Source organism: Gimesia alba, from assembly GCF_007744675.1.
Classification (GTDB): Bacteria; Planctomycetota; Planctomycetia; order Planctomycetales; family Planctomycetaceae; genus Gimesia; species Gimesia alba.
The window spans coordinates 312,949-330,793 of record NZ_CP036269.1 but is presented as its reverse complement, the minus strand read 5'-3'; the positions used below and the strand labels follow the sequence as shown (position 1 = coordinate 330,793).

14 protein-coding genes are annotated in these 17,845 nt (G+C 49.4%); 8 read left to right on the top strand and 6 right to left on the bottom strand.

Features of this window, described 5'->3' with window-relative positions:
- Window positions 1-61 precede the first annotated feature (61 nt).
- From Pan241w_RS01315 to fliS, 6 genes are all read left to right on the top strand, one after another.
- A complete protein-coding gene (locus tag Pan241w_RS01315; RefSeq protein ID WP_145209804.1) occupies window positions 62-4,267 on the top strand; it encodes a tetratricopeptide repeat protein in 4,206 nt (1,401 codons plus the stop codon).
- A 64-nt stretch (window positions 4,268-4,331) separates the two neighbouring features.
- Window positions 4,332-5,036 carry a sulfotransferase domain-containing protein gene (locus Pan241w_RS01310; RefSeq protein WP_145209802.1) on the top strand — a complete coding sequence of 235 codons (705 nt, stop codon included), beginning with the start codon at window positions 4,332-4,334 and terminating at the stop codon, window positions 5,034-5,036.
- Between the two features lie 38 nt (window positions 5,037-5,074).
- Window positions 5,075-5,926 (top strand): phytanoyl-CoA dioxygenase family protein, encoded by an 852-nt coding sequence (locus tag Pan241w_RS01305; protein ID WP_145209799.1) that lies wholly within the window; start codon window positions 5,075-5,077, stop codon window positions 5,924-5,926.
- A gap of 69 nt (window positions 5,927-5,995) precedes the next feature.
- Entirely contained in the window at window positions 5,996-6,778 is a 783-nt protein-coding gene (locus Pan241w_RS01300) for a class I SAM-dependent methyltransferase (RefSeq protein WP_145209796.1), read from the top strand.
- 295 nt (window positions 6,779-7,073) lie between these two features.
- Window positions 7,074-9,806 (top strand): flagellar filament capping protein FliD, encoded by a 2,733-nt coding sequence (fliD, locus tag Pan241w_RS01295; RefSeq protein WP_145209793.1) that lies wholly within the window; start codon window positions 7,074-7,076, stop codon window positions 9,804-9,806.
- 52 nt (window positions 9,807-9,858) lie between these two features.
- A complete protein-coding gene (gene fliS, locus Pan241w_RS01290; protein ID WP_145209790.1) occupies window positions 9,859-10,332 on the top strand; it encodes a flagellar export chaperone FliS in 474 nt (157 codons plus the stop codon).
- Window positions 10,333-10,469: 137 nt separating this feature from the next.
- Here fliS and Pan241w_RS01285 read toward each other — a convergent pair whose 3' ends face one another.
- Together Pan241w_RS01285 and Pan241w_RS01280 are read right to left on the bottom strand one after the other, a co-directional pair.
- Complete coding sequence (locus tag Pan241w_RS01285; protein ID WP_145209787.1) at window positions 10,470-10,793, bottom strand: branched-chain amino acid aminotransferase; 324 nt, start codon at window positions 10,791-10,793, stop codon at window positions 10,470-10,472.
- 142 nt (window positions 10,794-10,935) lie between these two features.
- Window positions 10,936-11,214 (bottom strand): Flp family type IVb pilin, encoded by a 279-nt coding sequence (locus Pan241w_RS01280; protein ID WP_145209784.1) that lies wholly within the window; start codon window positions 11,212-11,214, stop codon window positions 10,936-10,938.
- A gap of 488 nt (window positions 11,215-11,702) precedes the next feature.
- Here Pan241w_RS01280 and Pan241w_RS01275 point away from each other — a divergent pair, with 488 nt between their 5' ends.
- Both Pan241w_RS01275 and Pan241w_RS01270 read left to right on the top strand, forming a co-directional pair.
- Window positions 11,703-11,897, top strand: coding sequence for a hypothetical protein (locus Pan241w_RS01275; protein WP_145209781.1), 195 nt, complete (start codon window positions 11,703-11,705; stop codon window positions 11,895-11,897).
- A 210-nt stretch (window positions 11,898-12,107) separates the two neighbouring features.
- On the top strand, window positions 12,108-12,518 hold the full coding sequence (locus Pan241w_RS01270; RefSeq protein WP_145209778.1) for a hypothetical protein: 411 nt from the start codon (window positions 12,108-12,110) through the stop codon (window positions 12,516-12,518).
- Window positions 12,519-12,977: 459 nt separating this feature from the next.
- On the opposite strand, the gene Pan241w_RS01265 is transcribed toward Pan241w_RS01270, so the two are convergent.
- The 4 genes from Pan241w_RS01265 to Pan241w_RS01250 all read right to left on the bottom strand — a co-directional run bounded on the left by Pan241w_RS01265 (window position 12,978) and on the right by Pan241w_RS01250 (window position 17,793).
- A complete protein-coding gene (locus Pan241w_RS01265) occupies window positions 12,978-13,739 on the bottom strand; it encodes a YHS domain-containing protein (RefSeq protein WP_198000253.1) in 762 nt (253 codons plus the stop codon).
- Window positions 13,740-14,330: 591 nt separating this feature from the next.
- Window positions 14,331-15,188, bottom strand: coding sequence for a branched-chain-amino-acid transaminase (gene ilvE / locus Pan241w_RS01260; protein WP_145209772.1), 858 nt, complete (start codon window positions 15,186-15,188; stop codon window positions 14,331-14,333).
- Between the two features lie 185 nt (window positions 15,189-15,373).
- Window positions 15,374-16,120 (bottom strand): ABC transporter ATP-binding protein, encoded by a 747-nt coding sequence (locus Pan241w_RS01255; protein ID WP_232107322.1) that lies wholly within the window; start codon window positions 16,118-16,120, stop codon window positions 15,374-15,376.
- Window positions 16,121-16,200: 80 nt separating this feature from the next.
- A complete protein-coding gene (locus tag Pan241w_RS01250) occupies window positions 16,201-17,793 on the bottom strand; it encodes an ABC transporter permease (protein WP_145209769.1) in 1,593 nt (530 codons plus the stop codon).
- Window positions 17,794-17,845: the final 52 nt, after the last annotated feature.

Here is a 17,845-nt window from a genome sequence, read left to right as displayed (position 1 = left end):
CAGGTTTCAACAGCTCGCATTGAAAAAAATACAATCCGTACTGTTATTCAAAGAAGATTCTATGCCTTCACCACAGGAACTATTGGCAACAGCGGTTCAACAGCACCAGGCGGGAAATTTGCCAATCGCGGAAGAACTATACCGGGAAGTGCTGCGTCACGATCCAACCCAGGCTGATGCCCTGCATTTACTAGGCGTGGTGTATTTGCATTTAAAGCAATACGAAAAGGCCATCGATTTTATTACGCGCGCCATTTGTCAGAATGACGGAATCGGGTCATTCTTTTCGAACCGTGGTGCTGCCTGTAAAGGCCTGGGGCGCTATCAGGATGCGATTACAAATTATGAACGCGCACTTGAACTCGAGCCTCAAAATCCGGCGTTCATACTAAATCTGGCTATCACTCTCACCGCAACCGGAAAAAAACAGGAAGCGATTGCAGCCTATCGCAAAGCGATTCAGCTGAAACCGGACTATGTCGATGCCCTGATTAATCTTGGCAATCTACTTCTGGAAGAGGCTGAGGATCTTGAAGAAGCGATCACCCTTTGCCAGCAAGTCGTCCAGTTAGCTCCTCAGGTTCATCTTGCTCATTTCAATCTAGCCAATGCGCTCGCAAAACGGGAAGAACCGCAGGCCGCCGAATTGTCCTATCAACGGGCGCTGAGTCTGGCACCGAACCATCTCGATACGATGAAGAATTATGCCGTATTTTTGTCGTCACAGGAAAAATACGAAGAAGCCATCACAATTCTCAGAAGAGCAGCGATCCTCCAGCCTGACTGCTGGGAGATCATTAATAATCTGGGCATCGTGTATACCGAGGTGGAAGATTACGAATCTGCCATCAAATGTTTTCGAGACGCTATAAAACGCGCCCCCGAAAAATGCGAAATCCTGTTTCATCTCGGCAAGGCATTGGAAGAGTCGGATCAGATTCCCGAGGCAATGCACACTTATCGGGATATCTTGAAAATACAACCCAATCACCCCGGTGCCGCATTTAGCTTAGGATCTCTGGTGGCATCACTGGGTGATCTGGATTACGCTTATGAAATCTTTCAGAGTCTCTATCAAAGCGACCCGACGAATACCGCATCCCTGTATGGAATGGGCTCGATCCGGGTGCAACAGAGAAAAATCGGTTCTGCAGTCGGTTATTTTGAATCATTAGTGGTACTGGAACCAGACCACCTGGAGTCGCGGCTGCATTTGATCGATCTCTATTCTCGACAATTACGTGACAAGGAAGTCGAGAAACATGTCGAAGAAGCACTCGAATACCACCCGGAAAATGTGGTACTCTGGAATTATCGAGGCCATGTTCAAAACCGAAAACAACAGCCCAAAAAAGCCCTGAAAAGTTTTTTGCGTGCCGTCGAACTGGACGATACTTATTTTCAGTCTTACAGCAATCTGGCTTCTATTTATCAAGGCATGGGCCAGTTCCAGGATGCAAAAGAGGCATTGGAAAAAGCGTACGAATTGCATCCTCAGCCGGAATATCGCCTTGCGTTGGCCAGTTTATTGCCACCTATTCCCGCTTCGCTGGAAGCCATAGAAGATGTTCGTATTTCGTTTATGCAAAAAATCGAGGAGATGCATGCCGACGAGGTACAAATCGATACTTCGATTAAAATAACTCCCGGCACATTTTATCTGGCCTACCAGGGATATAACGATCGCCCAATTATTGAACGCATGGCAGAGTTATATCAATGCAAGAACACTGTTTCCTGGAATCAGCAGGAACCTACTGTCGAGCGGGATGGCCGGATTCGAATCGGCTTCATTTCCAGTCTGTTCTATAATCATACTATCGGCTCCCTGATGAAAGGGATCATCAAGAACTTTGACCGGGAAAAGTATCATGTAATCACGATCTCTCCCACAAAATATAATGATGAAGCCGCTCAGGAGATCCGGGCGAATTCAGATGAATATGTTTTTCTGGGAATCGATCTGCAACGCGCCAATCAGGTTTTGCAAAGTCTGGAACTGGATGTCCTGTTTTATGCAGACATCGGTATGGACCCGTTCATCTTTTCGCTGGCCACTACGCGGCACGCGCCTGTGCAATGTGTGACCTGGGGACACCCGATTACGACCGGTTTAAAAACCATCGATTACTTTATCTCCAGCAAACTGATCGAGCCGGAAGACGCTGATGAACATTATTCGGAAGAATTAGTTCAGCTGGATGCGCTGCCGTCCTACTACATTCGTCCCACCTTGCCAGAGAAAATCAAATCTCGGGCCGCATTCGGATTTTCCGATGACGAACACATTTATGCCTGCCCTCAGACGCTGTTTAAAATTCACCCCGAATTTGATCAGGTTCTGGCGGGAATTCTGCGTAAGGATCCCAAAGCCCGGATTGTCATGATCCGTGATAAAAACTCCAAATGGAAAGATTTGCTGGTCACACGTTTCAACAAATCATTCCCAGATGTTGTAGATCGTATTCACTGGCTACGCGGGATGTCGACGGGCGATTTTTTGAATCTGATTTACATTTCTGATGTCATGCTCGACCCGATGCACTTCGGGGGTGGAAACACATCGTACCAGTCAATGGCCATCGGAACGCCTGTGGTGACTCTACCAGCGAAGTATATGCGCGGCCGAGGCATGCTGGCGGTCTACAAAAAAATGGGCATCCTGGACTGCGTCGTTTCGTCAATTGACGAATATGTCGATCTGGTCTGCCGCATCGGTGAAGATGAAAATTTCCGTGACCAGCTCCGTCTGAAAATTCTATCCAAAAGCCACCTGGTATTCGAAGACATCAACACCGTTCGGGAAATGGAATCGTTCTTCGAATCGGCTTTACAAAAAATCGAGTCGCAAAAAAAAACTCCACTATCTCTCACCAGTCAGACAAGTTCTGCCTCAAACAAGGATGACAGCATGGATGCTTCATTAAGTAAAACGGAAAGTGAAGATCACTCCAAAATTCTGAATTCGGCCATGCAGAATTACACCTGCCCTGCTTGTGGATATCATATTGCCGTCCAGTTTTACGATGGGGGATTGCTGCCTTTAACAACGCTGGCGTGGCCGCAAAGCTGCGAAGAGGCCCAAGCCATGGAGCGTCTGCCACACGATTTCATGCGGTGTGTTGACTGCGGCCACATTTCGAATGCGGCCTTTGATTATGCCAAGGTCCCCTACTCTGATAAACCAAACCTGATGTTCAACAAAGGCGCCATCTGGACCGAACATCTGCAAAAAGTCTGCGATCTGATCGCAGAGACTCTGCCCGAAAACCCGACGGTTGTGGAGATTGGTTGTGGCGAAGGTCATCTTCTGCGTTCACTGGCCAAAAAAATTCCCAACGGAACATTTATTGGCTTTGACCCGAATGCGGAAATTGAAACCGAAGGCGCACTGATTGAAGCCCGGGCCATGCTGTTTGAACCAGGCATACATCTGGGAGAACTTCGTCCCGATCTAATCATCAGCCGCCATGTGTTTGAACACCTGATGAACCCGCTCGGTTTTGCGCAAGAAGTCGCCTTTGCCGCGAATGTAGCCGACTGCGAAACAAAAGTCTTTATCGAAGTTCCTTGTATCGATGGCGTGCTGGCCGCGGGGCGCACGGTCGACTTTTTCTATGAGCACAATTCGCATTTCACGACTCAGTCACTTGAACGGCTTTTGACCCGCTGTGCGACCAGCGTTAATCTGATCGAAACCAGTTATAATGGCGAAGTCATTTATGGCATGGCCACTTTTCAGCCACAAAAGCATCAGGTCGAACTGGCGCGTCAGGCCGTCGCATTTCAGGAAAAAGCCTTGCTGTCCGCTGCTCAACTGGCGGTTCAGTTTGAAGAACTGGTAGAATCCGGCAAGCGGACCGCTATCTGGGGTGGCACTGGAAAAGCGGCTGCCTTTATTAACCAGAACCAGCTCGACAAACAGCGATTTCCCATTGTCATCGATTCCGACATGAATAAAGTCGGCACGTTTGTTCCGGGAACCGGTCAGGAAATTCTGTTCCGGGATCAACTGAGCTCAGACCCGGTTGAGGTCATCTTAATTGCCACGCAATGGCGGGCCGCCGATATTGTGCTCGAAATTCAACGCAATCAAATTCCCTATGAAACCATTCTGATTGAATATCAGGGTCAACTGATTGATTATTTCCAGGACAAACACCCTTATCGTGATGAAGAGAATCATGCGGAGCCAGCAGTGCCCCGCCCCCAGTTTCTCACTCAGAAAAACAGGCTGCGTGATTCGATCGATACTGATCTCAAATAGCACATCGCGGAGGCGCGCTGCGTAAGCGGGCTTCTGCTCAATACGAATACAGACAGGATTAAACATGATCATCTTCAATTTCGGAATTCCGAACTCAGGCACAGACTGGTCACAGGAAGTATTCAAGAAAATCTGGGAAAGCCAGAATTTTTCGTTTCAGGCTGAAGAAGCGCATACCCTCGAAGAGTTGAACCAGATCATTGGCACAATGAATGTGAACGAGCGGATGATTCTGCGGTTTCATTTATTGACTGAAGAGGCGATCGAAGCAGCCCAGCAGGATGCCGTTCGGCCTTTCTATCATTACCGTGATCCACGAGACGTGGTCTGTACCGAGATGCAAAACAGCGAAACCCCATTCGCGACCGCCGTTGATCAGACGGTTGCCGCCTATCAGGAAATTCATCATGCCCTTTGCCTGCCTGGAATCATGGTAATCCCCTATGAGCATCTTGCCGGCAATGCGGAAGGGTTGATTTTCCAGATGGCAACCAAACTGGGAGTACTCTTAAAACTGGATGTCGTTGCAGCCATCGCCGAGGAAATGCGCGCGATGCAGGCAGAACCCCAGTTTGCCGCGGCGGCCTCGACCAGCGGCGATGCATTCGCGACACAATCGGTACGCATTGATGAGGAACACACAGAGGAATCGTCCTTCGTGCAGCCTCTGATTGTCGGTAAGTGGCGTGACCAGCTGTCGCAATCAGAAAAATCGATGGTCACTCGTTTCTTTAAACCACTCGTTGATCAATTTGGCTACGACGCATAAACATTTAACATTACACGTTGTACCAGGGATGGTAAATCATGCTGCCTATCAATCAATTATGTACATTGAATTGTCCCACTGAGGGGATTGAACTTTCCGATCAGCACTTGAGCCAGTATGCAGACGATGGTGTGCTGCTGGTAAAAAATCTGTTTGATCCTGCGGAATTTCTCCCGATTCGAAATGATCTGGCGGGCCGCCTTAGTCTGCTGGAGCGACATTTTGGCTGTGATGTTTCCGAAGATGCGAATGCAATCACACAAATCAGCGACCGCCTGATGCGTCTGGAAGCACAGGCACCGGGAACGCAGAGCATTCTGTACGATTCGATGAATGCGGCCCCTTCTCTGCATGCAATGGGAACCAATCTCAAGCTGATGTCCGTTCTGGAACAACTGCTCTCGCCTGAAATTTCAATCCATGACCGCTATATCATCTTAATGAGTATGCCTCATGCGGAATGGCACCTCGCTTCGTGGCATCAGGACTGGTATTACAATGAAGGTCCGCATTCCACAATCACACTGTATGCGCCCTTACAGAAAACTGATCACCACAACGGCAGCTTAACCTTTGCACTAGGCGAACATCAGAGAGCACCGATTCCGCATGATGAACATGACCATGGGATCAAGACCAAATGGCATTCGCTGCCGACCGATGTTGTTCATAACTTCGAACGCGTCGTGCCGACCGCTCTGGAAGTCGGCGATGCCCTGCTGTTTCATAGCCTGGTGCCGCATTCTCCCTGCAAAAATGAATCGAACTACATTCGGTTTGTTCTGAATTTGCGATACCGGGACTTGAGAGACCCGCAATTCCTGAAAGATGGCTGGCGAATCAAAGAAATCACACGTGCCAGACAGGCCATGCAGCGAACCGCTTCCTGATCGTGCGTTGATACCGTCCGAGTTCTGACAGATTTTCACATAATACTTCATAAAAAAAGCTGATTTGAAATGGCAGAAAAAAAAGGCCTGCTTCGAGGCAACGTCGGTGAGTCACAAAATCAATCGACAGATGACTTAAATGCGCTCAACGCCGTCGAACAATATTGGGAATCGAGTGTTGGCACGAATTTGAACAAGCTGGATGCGTTTACCAAATACGTGTCGCGCCAAGCAATTACCAAATTAATGGCCCGTTATGAAATTTTTAAACAACAACTGGAAGTAAACGGTTCGGTTGTGGAACTCGGGGTGCACCGGGGCGCCAGCCTGATGGCCTGGGCCAATTTCAGTGCGATTCTGGAACCCGTAAATTATCTGCGGAAGATTATCGGCTTTGATACCTTCGAGGGGTTTCCTTCCCTGAGCGAAAAAGACACGACCGGAACCAGCGAACACCTGGAAGTCGGCGGCTTCAAGTCGGAAGAAAATGCAATGGAAGATCTAGAAAAAGCGATCAATCTTTATGACTCCACGCGCTACCTGAATCACATTTCTAAAGTCGAGTTAGTGAAAGGAGATATCAGCGTCACACTGCCGGCGTATCTGGAGCAGAATCAGCACCTGGTTGTCTCATTATTGCACCTGGATGCCGACCTGTATGAACCAACAAAAGTCGCGTTGGAACTGCTGATTCCGCGGATGCCGAAAGGCGCAATCATTGCCTTTGATGAGCTGAACATGGATTTATTTCCGGGTGAAACCCTCGCGGCTATGGAAACTCTGGGACTACCGAATTTACGGCTGAAACGGTTTCCTTTTGCCACCTCACTTTCCTATGCCGTGATCGAATAGAAACGTATCTGAAATATTCACTACAACCACTACAGTCAACTGAAAAACCGCTCCTTAAGGCCGATCTTCGCACTCTCAATTCAAGCAGCAACCTTTCGCTAACCGATACATATTGAGATGCAGTCGTTCATCCTGCGCGGACTATTGCTGACATTGATCAGCCAGCGAAGTCAGGATGCAACGAGTTGATTTTCAGTCGGGCTAAAAAGTATTTGATCAAACTCTGAATGTCAGGGAACGATCCGTGTACGTTCAACGAGCAGTTGCTCAGTCACTTTAATACAGGCTTGGTACAATGTCAGGCATCAGTTCCGGTGTCGGTCTGGCAACCGGATTAAACATTACGGAAATTGTTGACGCCATTATTGGTGTCCAACGTAATGCCCTCGTGCGCCTCTCAAATCGGGCATCCGCATTTGAAGCGACCGAAGGGGGGATCAAAACCCTTGAAGCCAACCTGCTGACACTGAATACCGCCGTTCAAAAACTGAATCAGCAAAGTACCTTTGAAACACTCAAAGCCACCAGTTCAGACACCAGCCAGTTCAGTGTGGCTGCCAACAGTACTGCGACTGCAGCGACCTACCAGCTGCAGGGACTGCGAAAGACATCGAATCATCAGGTGATTTCGAATGGTTTCGCCGATGCTGACACAACCCCCATTGGCACTGCCACCACGATTACGGTTTCGGGTGGAGGCAAGCTGGATGAACCCAAGCTGCTGGAAGAGCTGAATGACGGCCTGGGCGTTCAACGGGGCAGCATCCGGATTACGGACCGGGATGGACTGACCGAAGTGATCGACCTGAGTAAAACCATCACGATTGACGATGTGGTAGACGAAATCAACCAAAGTGCCACTTCGATCGTCGCTAGCATCGAAGACGATCACCTGGTTTTTACAGACACCGGAACCGGACTGGGCACGCTGAAAGTCAGTGAAGTCGGTGGCGGCCAGACGGCGGCGGATCTGGGCATCTTGAAATCGGTCGTGGCCTCGACATTTAGCGGCGATTCGGTTTATCGCGTCACCAGTGACTTCAACCTCTCGCAGATCAACGATGGGAACGGCATCACTACAGTGAGTGGGTCGGATGACTTTCAGATTACAGTCGCCGACGCTTCCACCATCGATATCAACCTGGACACAGCACAGACCGTCGGTGATGTAGTTGACCTGATCAACAACAACGGCGCCAACGGCGGGAAAGTAACCGCGGCAATCACCGCTAATGGGGAACTGAGCCTGATCGATAATACGGCCGGTGCGAGCACGTTTGAAGTGACTGCATTGAACAGTTCTCTGGCAGCCCGTGAACTGGGAATTCAAACCACAGGGCCCGGCGGAACGATTACCGGTACGCTGTCGGGGGGATTAAATTCGGTCTTACTTCGGAATTTAAACGGCGGCGTGTCTTCTGGCGGAACGATCCCGAACGCAGGGCAGATTTATATCGAAGACGGCGCGGGCGGCAACGCGACAATTGATTTTTCCTCCGCCAAAACACTGGACGACGTCATCGACACCATCAATGCCAATGGTTCGATCCAGATAGAAGCCAGCCTGGACGCCACGAAAACGGGTATTCAGATTAAAGATCTCTCTGCGCCTTCGGGAACATCGATTGAAATTCAGGATGTCACCGGGAACCTCGCCGGCTTTCTGAAAATCGACGCAGTGCTGGCAGATGGCAAACATACCGTCAGTTCCGGCTCACTGGACCTGCGTTATATTAACGAACAAACCTCACTGTCGACCTATGCCAAGAATGGCACGGCGGTTGCGTCCGGCAGTATTCGTATCACCGACCGAAATGGCGTCAGTTTCAATGTCGATTTATCCGATTCGACAACCACCAAAACCATCGGTGACGTACTGACGAAAATCAATGATGCCGCAACAACCGCAACTGCGCAAATCAATGCACGACTGAATGATACTGGCGATGGTTTTATTATAGAAAGCACTGGCGGCAGCAGTTTTGATGTCAAAGTCGAAGAAGTTTCCAGCGGTACAGTCGCGGCTGACCTGGGAATTTTAGGTTCGGGAACAACGGGCGTCGACAGTCGCCAGACCACGGTGATCACCGTGGAAGCAACAGACACACTCGAAGACATCGCCGATAAATTCAATGCAACAGGGGTCGCATCGGCGACGATTATTGACGACGGGACCGCGTTCAACTCGGCCCGACTTTCGATCACCTCTTCGCGAAGCGGTGCCGCGGGAGAGCTGATTCTGGAGAGTTCATACGATTTCGGCTTCGCCACTTCCGTTGATGCGGAAGACGCATTGATACGGATCGGCAGTAACCCGCAAACCTCGTTCTTACTCACTTCAGCGACCAACAGTTTTGACGACGCAATTACAGGACTGGAGATCGATCTGCTGGCAACAGGCAGTTCCCCTTCCACGATCAACGTGACACGCGATACTGCGGGTATCAAAACAACCATCAATACGTTTATTTCCGCCTACAACAGCTTTGTGGACGCCAAAGAATCGCTCACCAGTTTCAATTCCGATACGAACGAGCGCGGGGTCTTGAACGGAAACGGCATCGTCTTGACGACGGTTTCCCGTCTGGAAGGCTTGCTGACAAAGAAACTTTCTGTCAGCAACAACTCAATCAAAAGCATGTCAGAACTCGGAGTGCAGTTTAGCGATAACGGAAAGTTGAAGCTAAACGAGAGCATTCTGGATCAGGTATTGCTTGATGATCCGAACGCGGTCACTGAATTCTTCCAGCAGGAAGATACCGGCTTTGCTGTCGTGATGGATGAAGTGATCACAGCACTGACTGATCCCTTCACCGGTTCATTCAAAGCTCAGATTGACTCGCTTCAGGCATCGGCACTTTCCTTGAACTCGCGTGTGGAAGAACTGAACGGGATTCTGGAAGACCGCCGCGAACGGTTGATTCAACAGTTTACACTCCAGGAAACGATCGTGAATCAGTTGAATTCACAGCAGACAGCGCTGGAAAGCCTGCAGTTATTAAGTTCCAACTCATCCAATAAAAAATAAACCATCCATCAATTATTGATTTCTTCAAACCAAAAGAGGGGCCTTCAAGGAGATGAACGGAAAAGATTACATAGAGAACCAGGTTTTAACGGCAACGCCGCACCAGCTGCATTTAATGGTCGTTGATGGCGCACTCCGTTTTGCCCGGAAAGCAGCGCAAGCGGCCGAAGAACAAAATTTCGAGCAGGCCCATTTTGCGTTGGATAAAAGCCGCGATCTGGTGGCGGAACTGATCGGAGGACTCGATCCTGCACAACAACCCGAGTTGGTTGAGCAGTTGAAGGCGTTGTTTGTTTTTGTGTATGAGAACTTGAATCATGCTGATGTGAAGCAGGAAGCCAGTTTCATCCATGACGCCATCAAAGTCCTGAGCATTCACCGGGAAAGCTGGTGTGAACTGATCGAACAGCTCCAGTCGACCACAACTGAGGAAAAAAAAACGGTTCATTCTCAAGAACCAATTAAACGACCGCATCATATAGAGCATTCTGAACAAGCACACCAGAGCCGTTCCTGGTTGACTTAATCATAGGAAATCCTGTTGCTTGTGGCGCATAAAAAAGCACCCTCACCATTTACGATGATGAGGGTGCCTGAGGTGGAGACTCCCGCCTCGATGCAAGCCTGCTTCCTATTGCGGAAACGCTGTATTACTTAAAAGGCTTAATAGTTATAGCCGCCTCGACCTTCCCGTACTGGTGGACGATCGCAGACGATGTCGTTTTGGCCGTCACAGAAGTCAAATTGATCATGGAAGTCACTGCCATAGGTGTAGCCTTTATGGCCTGAGGCACCGGCGACATAAAAACTCTGGTTAATCCGACCAAAGGCACTGCCGACATCTTCGAGTTCCTGGTTCACATTGTTGGCGACTTCAGAGAGTCCGACAATCATGGCCAGGACGGCAATCGTTGAGACAAGGACCAGTTCGGACGAGACGATAAATCCCGCCTCTTCATTCATCAATTGGATCAGCACGGTTTTCATGTTGATGGCCTCCAGAAAGAGTTTTGGTTCATTTTTGTTTCGGGTTTAAAAAAACCTGCAGGGGTGGTGAAGCCCTGCAGGCTCTCAGCATCGGAAAGAAAGCACGTTTCGGGTAGAGGGTTGTCAGAGTGTGACGCGTTGATTATTGCACGTCCCACTGACCTGAGCAGAAGTCGGATTGATCGTAGAAGCTGCTGGATTCGGTACAGCCTTTGTGGCCGTGTGCGTTGCTCAGCATGTAAGACTGATCGATAGAAGAGAAGGCACTGCCGACATCTTCGAGTTCCTGGTTCACGTTGTTCGCGACCTCAGAAAGTCCGACAATCATAGCCAGAACGGCGATGCTGGAAATCAGCACGAGTTCTGCAGAAACAATGAAACCGGCTTCGTCGTTGATCAGTTGGTTGATGATGTTTTTCATAGTTGGTGTCTCCTGGTGGTGTAATATTGTTTTGCATCGAGTTAAACGTTTCAAAGTTGATACTGGGATGTAAAGCAAGCTGAATACCAAACGGGCCAAACCGTTAAAAAGTTTTTACATTCTGTTTAAAACGGGAAACGTAAGTCATTGCTTCATAGGGAGATATAAATTCTGATTGTCGGCGTTTTTTTCTGACCGAGGTTGGAACAGGCCAAAACCAGGATGAGGTCTCATCGCAACACGGGATCACAGCAGGCAGACAGAATTACCATAAGCTGTTTTCATAAAAAGAGTTATCGCAATGATGTTTCCATGCAACATGTTGAGAAATCACAACATGCAAATCAGGCGAGAGCCCGGCATGCCGAAAATCGAGAGTGAACCGTGCCGGAGCGGAAAACGCTCTTCACACAAAAGCCGATTCCTGATATGAACCGCAGCCGAAATAGTGGGGGTGTTGTTTCAATATGACTGGGAAGGGAATCCCAATGCGTAGATCATTTCACCTTTCAATCTTTTGTTCTCTCATACTTGGCCTTTCCTGGACAGGCTGTCAGATGGGAAGCGATGGACCAATTACCAGCACATTTGGTTATCGCGATGTGCCAACACAAAGCGAGCCTCCCGTCGAAACAGAAGAGGAAATCGAAAGCCGACTGAGTAAGGAAGCGGCGGACAAGTAAAACAGTAAACTGTTGAGGTTAAACAACCTGAGGCAGAACTATTTTCAAAGAGATCTCGTGATCTAAAGAAAAGAGGCAATCTGTCCGGCAATGTTAGCCGATGACGATACTGGATCAATTCTCGAACGACGTCGATTTTGACGCCGTCGAGGTATGAGATTAAAAAATCAGACTGAATTTGACTTGGACAAGGATGGAATAAGTCAACCAATGAACGGGCTGCGATTAATTTGGGTTCTCTGTATCAGCGCACTTCTACTGGGCACACAGACAGGATGTCAGGGTCTGGCCAATAAAATGTTCCAGATAGACAGCAACAGCCGCTCTCCCTTTTTTGGTCTGCAATTTTATACCAAGCAAGACAAGCCTGCCTCGATCCAAAATGTCTCTCAACTGCAGCCTGTAGAACTGGAACCGGCAATCATCCAGACGAAGGCTGAAGAACAGCCCTCGCGGTTTTCCAAATTTCCCAAGTGGTTGAATCCGATGTCGAAGAAGTCACAGCAGGAAGATCGTATTCCCCTGCCCCGCACCGATCTGGCAGAAAATGAAGTGATTCTGGAAGAACCCGCTGATGAATCAGCCAGCGGTGATTTAGGATCTTCGCTGGAAGATTTTTAGAGAAGACCTGAGCGGCACGACCATGGCCGCCGGTAATTTATAATCGCATGTGATCAAAAACGGTAGCGAGCGCCACTCCGCTTACGATAGGTGTGCTTTCGGATATTTCGTGGCCGTAATTGATTAGACTGTGTCCAGTTTTACTGTAGCGTCTCCAAGGTCATTTGGACCGAGTATATTAGATTGAGACACGCTATGGTAAAATGTGATGCGCTCTAGCTTCTCTTATCAGATCTCGCTGGCGTGTGCCACTGCTCGGCTTGTCCGACAGTGCCGGTTCAATTTCGGAGAAACAGTTTCAACAATTTCTCGTAGGGGTAGACCCATGTGTCTACCCGCTTGGCGAAACTCGATTGCGGATGACCGGTTGATGGGCTCTACTCAAACATTCGCAAGTTCATTCTTGAAACAACCCAGTCCCTGCGGGCCGACACTTGGGTCGGCCCCTACTGAAGAGGACTATGGGGATTTCTTTTTGCGGCGGGCTTCTGCTTTTTGTTTTGCTTCTTCGATAAACGTTTCGGGATCTTCTTCAAAGGCCTGTTTGCAGCCAGTGCAGCAGACGTAATAGTTTTTGCCCTGATAGCTGACCTGGATCGTGCCCGCGCCTCCGGTCACGATGCATTCCGGTCCGCCACTGCCTGACTCGGCCAGTTTCGTGCCTGCTCTGGTGTAGCCGACTTCTGCGAGGCGGTAATAAAATGACTGACCTTGATTCTGCTGCTCAAACAGAACCAGCGTGCGTTTTTCGTTGAGTCGCCGTATCGAGATGCGGTAGACGGCTCCTTCTTTATTGGGCGCAGATTCCAGGACCAGCGTGTCTTTCTTCAGCGTGCCTGTATAATCGCGTGTCTTGCCGTCGGGCAGGACTGTAGAAAGCAAGTACGTTTTCTTCTGCGGATCATAGGTGAGCAAAGCCGACTTGAGAAATTTGCCATCCGTAATCTGGTAGGCAATGCCGGTGGACTTCGGATCGAATTTCCAGACCCACTCTGCTTTTTCTGACCAGGCCCCTTTACGGGAATTCCGTTTGATCATCCCCACGCCGCGCCAGCCACCAATGAGCGAATTGAATTGAGCGAGTGCCTGTTTCGTTGCTTCACGATCTGATTTCGAAACCGCAGCAGCCTTGTCGGCTGGTTCTCCCTGAGCACTGGTCGACAACCAGAGCAATCCAGCAATACAAAACAGAGCCACAATCGATTGAGATGAGATTCGCATCAGACAGATTCCAGACAGGATAGAAAAACGGTTTCGCTCAAAGATGAAACACATCAACAGCGGGAACCGGTCGCACGGATTATCAATTTCTTATCGTAGCATACAAAAAAGCGGATGCAACGACCGTTCAGCGGAGATTCAGCTAAGCGACCCGGGTGATATCAGTTAGAATTCCGATTGCAGGTCAGAATATTAGAATGTACTACTTCTACAGTCTGGTGCAAACCACACAAATCAATTGGTAAACGCGAACGCTTAGGATGTCAAATGATTGGCAATTCAAGATCTCTCAAAACCCGATAACAGGCTCAGGTTGCGACCTGAACAGGAAGCACCAATACGGTGAATCGCATCAAAAGTGCGTGAAACAAGCAGGTTTTATAGTGCTAACAAACTCAGCTTCATCGAGTTCACCTGAAAAGGGTGGTGACACTCGCGCGCCCGACGTTATCTCCGCATGTTACCGATGGTCGAGATCGCGTCAAGATACAAATCTCGAACTGAACTCAAGGAAGAAACACTGATGGGCAAAGCATTGTATCTGCCAAACTACGTTGAAAGTTTAACTGATTACAACAAGCATCAATCAACTTATTCACGCGTGAGCTTTTTGAATTTTTCGTTGAGCTCTTTGGTGATCGGCCCCGGTTTGCCATCGCCGATCTTGCGACCATCCAGTTCTACGACCGGAATGACTTCTGCGGCAGAGCCCGTCAGGAAGCATTCATCGGCGATGAAAATATCATGTCGTGTGAAAGGAATCTGTTCAACGGTGATGCCGGACTGTTCGGCGAGTTTGATCACGGCGTTTCTGGTAATGCCTTCCAGAATGCCGGCGTCAATCGAAGGCGTTTTGACGACTCCGTCTTTGATAATGAAAATATTATCGCCGGTACATTCGGCGACTTCGCCTTTGTGATTGAGCATCAACGCTTCGAGACAGCCGGCGTCGGTACCTTCAATCTTGGCCATAATGTTATTCAAGTAGTTTAATGATTTCACACGCGACGAAAGCGCCGCCGGATGGTTGCGGATAGTGGCTGCGGTGATAATTTTCAAACCATCTTCGTAGAGTTGAGGATCATACAAGGAGATATTATCGGCGATGATAATCACCTGAGGATTGCTGGTACGGCGGATGTCGAGTCCTAACGAACCGGCGCCGCGCGTGATCACCAGCCGCACATAACCATCTTCGATCTTGTTGGCAGCCACGGTTTCGTTGACGGCTTTGATCATCTCGTCTTTTGAGAGAGGAATCTCCAGACGAATGGCGAGCGCGCTTTCGTATAAGCGGTCGATGTGCTCCTGCATCAGGAAGACTTTTTTGCTGTAGACACGAATGCCTTCAAACACGCCATCGCCGTACAGCAGACCGTGATCGAATACACTGATTTTTGCTTCTTCCTTGGGAAGCAGTTTTCCGTCAAGATAAATTTGGAGCGACATTACAATCTGGTACCATTCTCAAACTAGGCCAAGACACGACTGGCAGGTTTTGGCGGAATTTCCATCCTGTGTTGCAATCAGAGAAATCCATTTGCGACCGAAGAATCACATGCAGTGGCTCACGCCATTGACACAAAGCGGACGATGGTGGTTCAGACCAATAACAAGCGTTTGATCGTTTGTTACTAGGCAGGAACAGAAGCGGCCTGAGATTTCCCCAGAACCTCGATCTGTCCTTCCCGCAGGCGAACCGTTCGATGTGCCTGTGCTGCAATCGAATTATCGTGCGTTACCATGATGATAGTCAGCTGTTCCTGCTCATTCAAGTTGGTCAGCAGGTCCATAATTTCTTTCCCGGTACTACTATCCAGATTTCCGGTAGGCTCGTCTGCCAGCAGGATTTGCGGCTTGGCAATTAATGCCCGGGCAATGGCGGCCCGCTGCATTTCTCCGCCCGACATTTCAGAGGGGCGATGCTTGATTCGATGCGACAAACCGACTTTTTCAATGATCTCCAGCGCATCCTGTTTAAACTGTTTTTTGCGTTTCCAGTATTCCCATGTAGAGTAGCGGATCATGAGCGGAGAGAGCACATTTTCCAGCAGATTGAGTTCGGGCAGCAGATGATAAAACTGGAAGATAAACCCGAAGACCCGGTTACGAATCTGATCGCGGGCGTGGTCGGGCAAATCGTCGATCCGCTGGCCTTCCAGGCGAATTTCCCCGACATCCGGAAAATCCAACAAGCCGAACAGATGCATCAGCGTACTCTTTCCCGAACCGGACTGACCAACGATCGACAGGAATTCTGCCTTGTTGACTTCGACATCAATCCCGCGCAGAACAGGGACTTTGTGTTTGTCTTTTCGATAGGCCTTTTCGACGGCAATCGCGGATAACTGTGGATGCGGCATGGAAATGGTCTCTGTCATGAATTCATACTCGACATAAACGGGAGAACGACGAGGGTAACAATTTTCTCTTGTTTGAATGCGTTCTATTTCGGAGAACCCTATTCGTATCGTAACGACTCGACAGGATGGAAGCGGGCTGCTTTACGGGCGGGAAGAATGCTGGCCAGGACAGCAATGATCATCGCGCCGACCGCCACCCAGAACACCATCATCGGTTCCACATGAGTCGATATTTCGGGGAAGTAATAAATGCGCTGGTCGAACACTTTTCGACCGGTCACAAAGGTAATGAATTTTTCGATCTCGTTGATATACTTCACAAACAGCAAACCGACGATCACACCCACTCCACTGCCGACCAGCCCGAGTGCCAGTCCGTAAGACAGGAAGATCGACATGATGCCATTCGAGCTCGCGCCCAATGCTTTCAAGACGCCGATATCGCGAGTTTTCTCGATGGTGATCATGAAGAAGATCGCGAGAATCCCAAAACCGGCGACAGCAATGATCAGGAACAGCAAGACATTCAGGATCGCCGATTCCACTTCAACGGCTGCCAGCAGCGGCCCCTGCTTGTCTTCCCAGGTCCGTACACGGAAGAGATTCGCAGGTAATGCTTCTTCTAGTTTGCTAACGACCATGGCAGCGTCTTCCGGGTTTTTGAGTTTGATCTGAATCGATGTAATCGCTTTCTCGCCACTTTCCGGATCGAGCATGCCGCGGGCTTCCTGCAGATATTCCAGGTTGCAGAAAACCAGGCTGCTGTCGTGTTCACTCATGTCGCTCTTGAACAGATCAACGACGGTGGCATTGAAGTGAGTTGGTTCAGGAGGATGGCCGGCTGTCACCGTACTGATTTTGACATCATCGCCGGGCTTGACGATCTGAAACATTTCCGTCTTACCGGTATCCGGATCTTCATATGGAAAGCTGACGAGTCCGTAGCCGATATAGACGCGTGCCTTCAAAGGGCTGCCGGGATCAAGTTCTTCTTCTTTCCCAAAGGCCTTTGCTCCTGTTTTTTCATCAAAGGGATTCACAACCGAGTTTGCTTTCTCTGCGACCTGGGGTTTTGAATCAAAGGGAGATTCCTTAGATGATTCCGAGTCGAAGTCGGGTTCAGGCAGTGGCTCGTTCGATGCCGGTTCTTCAAAAGAGATCTGCTTGTTCTCTTCTTCAGGCGGCGGATTATGATTCCAGCGATCGACCATCCACTGGGCGCGGGTCGTCCATTCTTTGCGATAAGCCATCGCTTCCGGCGAGAGCTCCCAGTCGGGAACCGCATTTTCAGCGGTGTTGACCAGGTATTTCGAGAGCGGCCCGACGGTCGCTTTGGTATCGGGGTCGATGCCGATCAAAGTGACCGGTTTACTCTGCCATTGTGAGCCGTATTGCACACTGAGCATGGCATAAATTTCGACCGTTGCCGTGATGCCCTCAATGTCTTTACCCACCGCACGATTGATGCGGTCTTTGAGATCCTGCGTATTCGGAACGCCATCGAGTGAATTCGTCTCGACGATGACATCGGCCAGAATGCCTCGCAGCCGGGTTCGCATATCGGTGCTGAAGCCATCCATGACGCTGTTGACGACAATCATCGTCGCGACGCCGAGCGTCATGCTGATGATACTGGCCAGTGCAATATATCGGGTTCGCAAATATCGCAGGCATAACAGTGATTTGTACATACGGCCAATCCTTTGGCTGATTGAGTATTCTGCCGGCTCTCATCCAAATGAG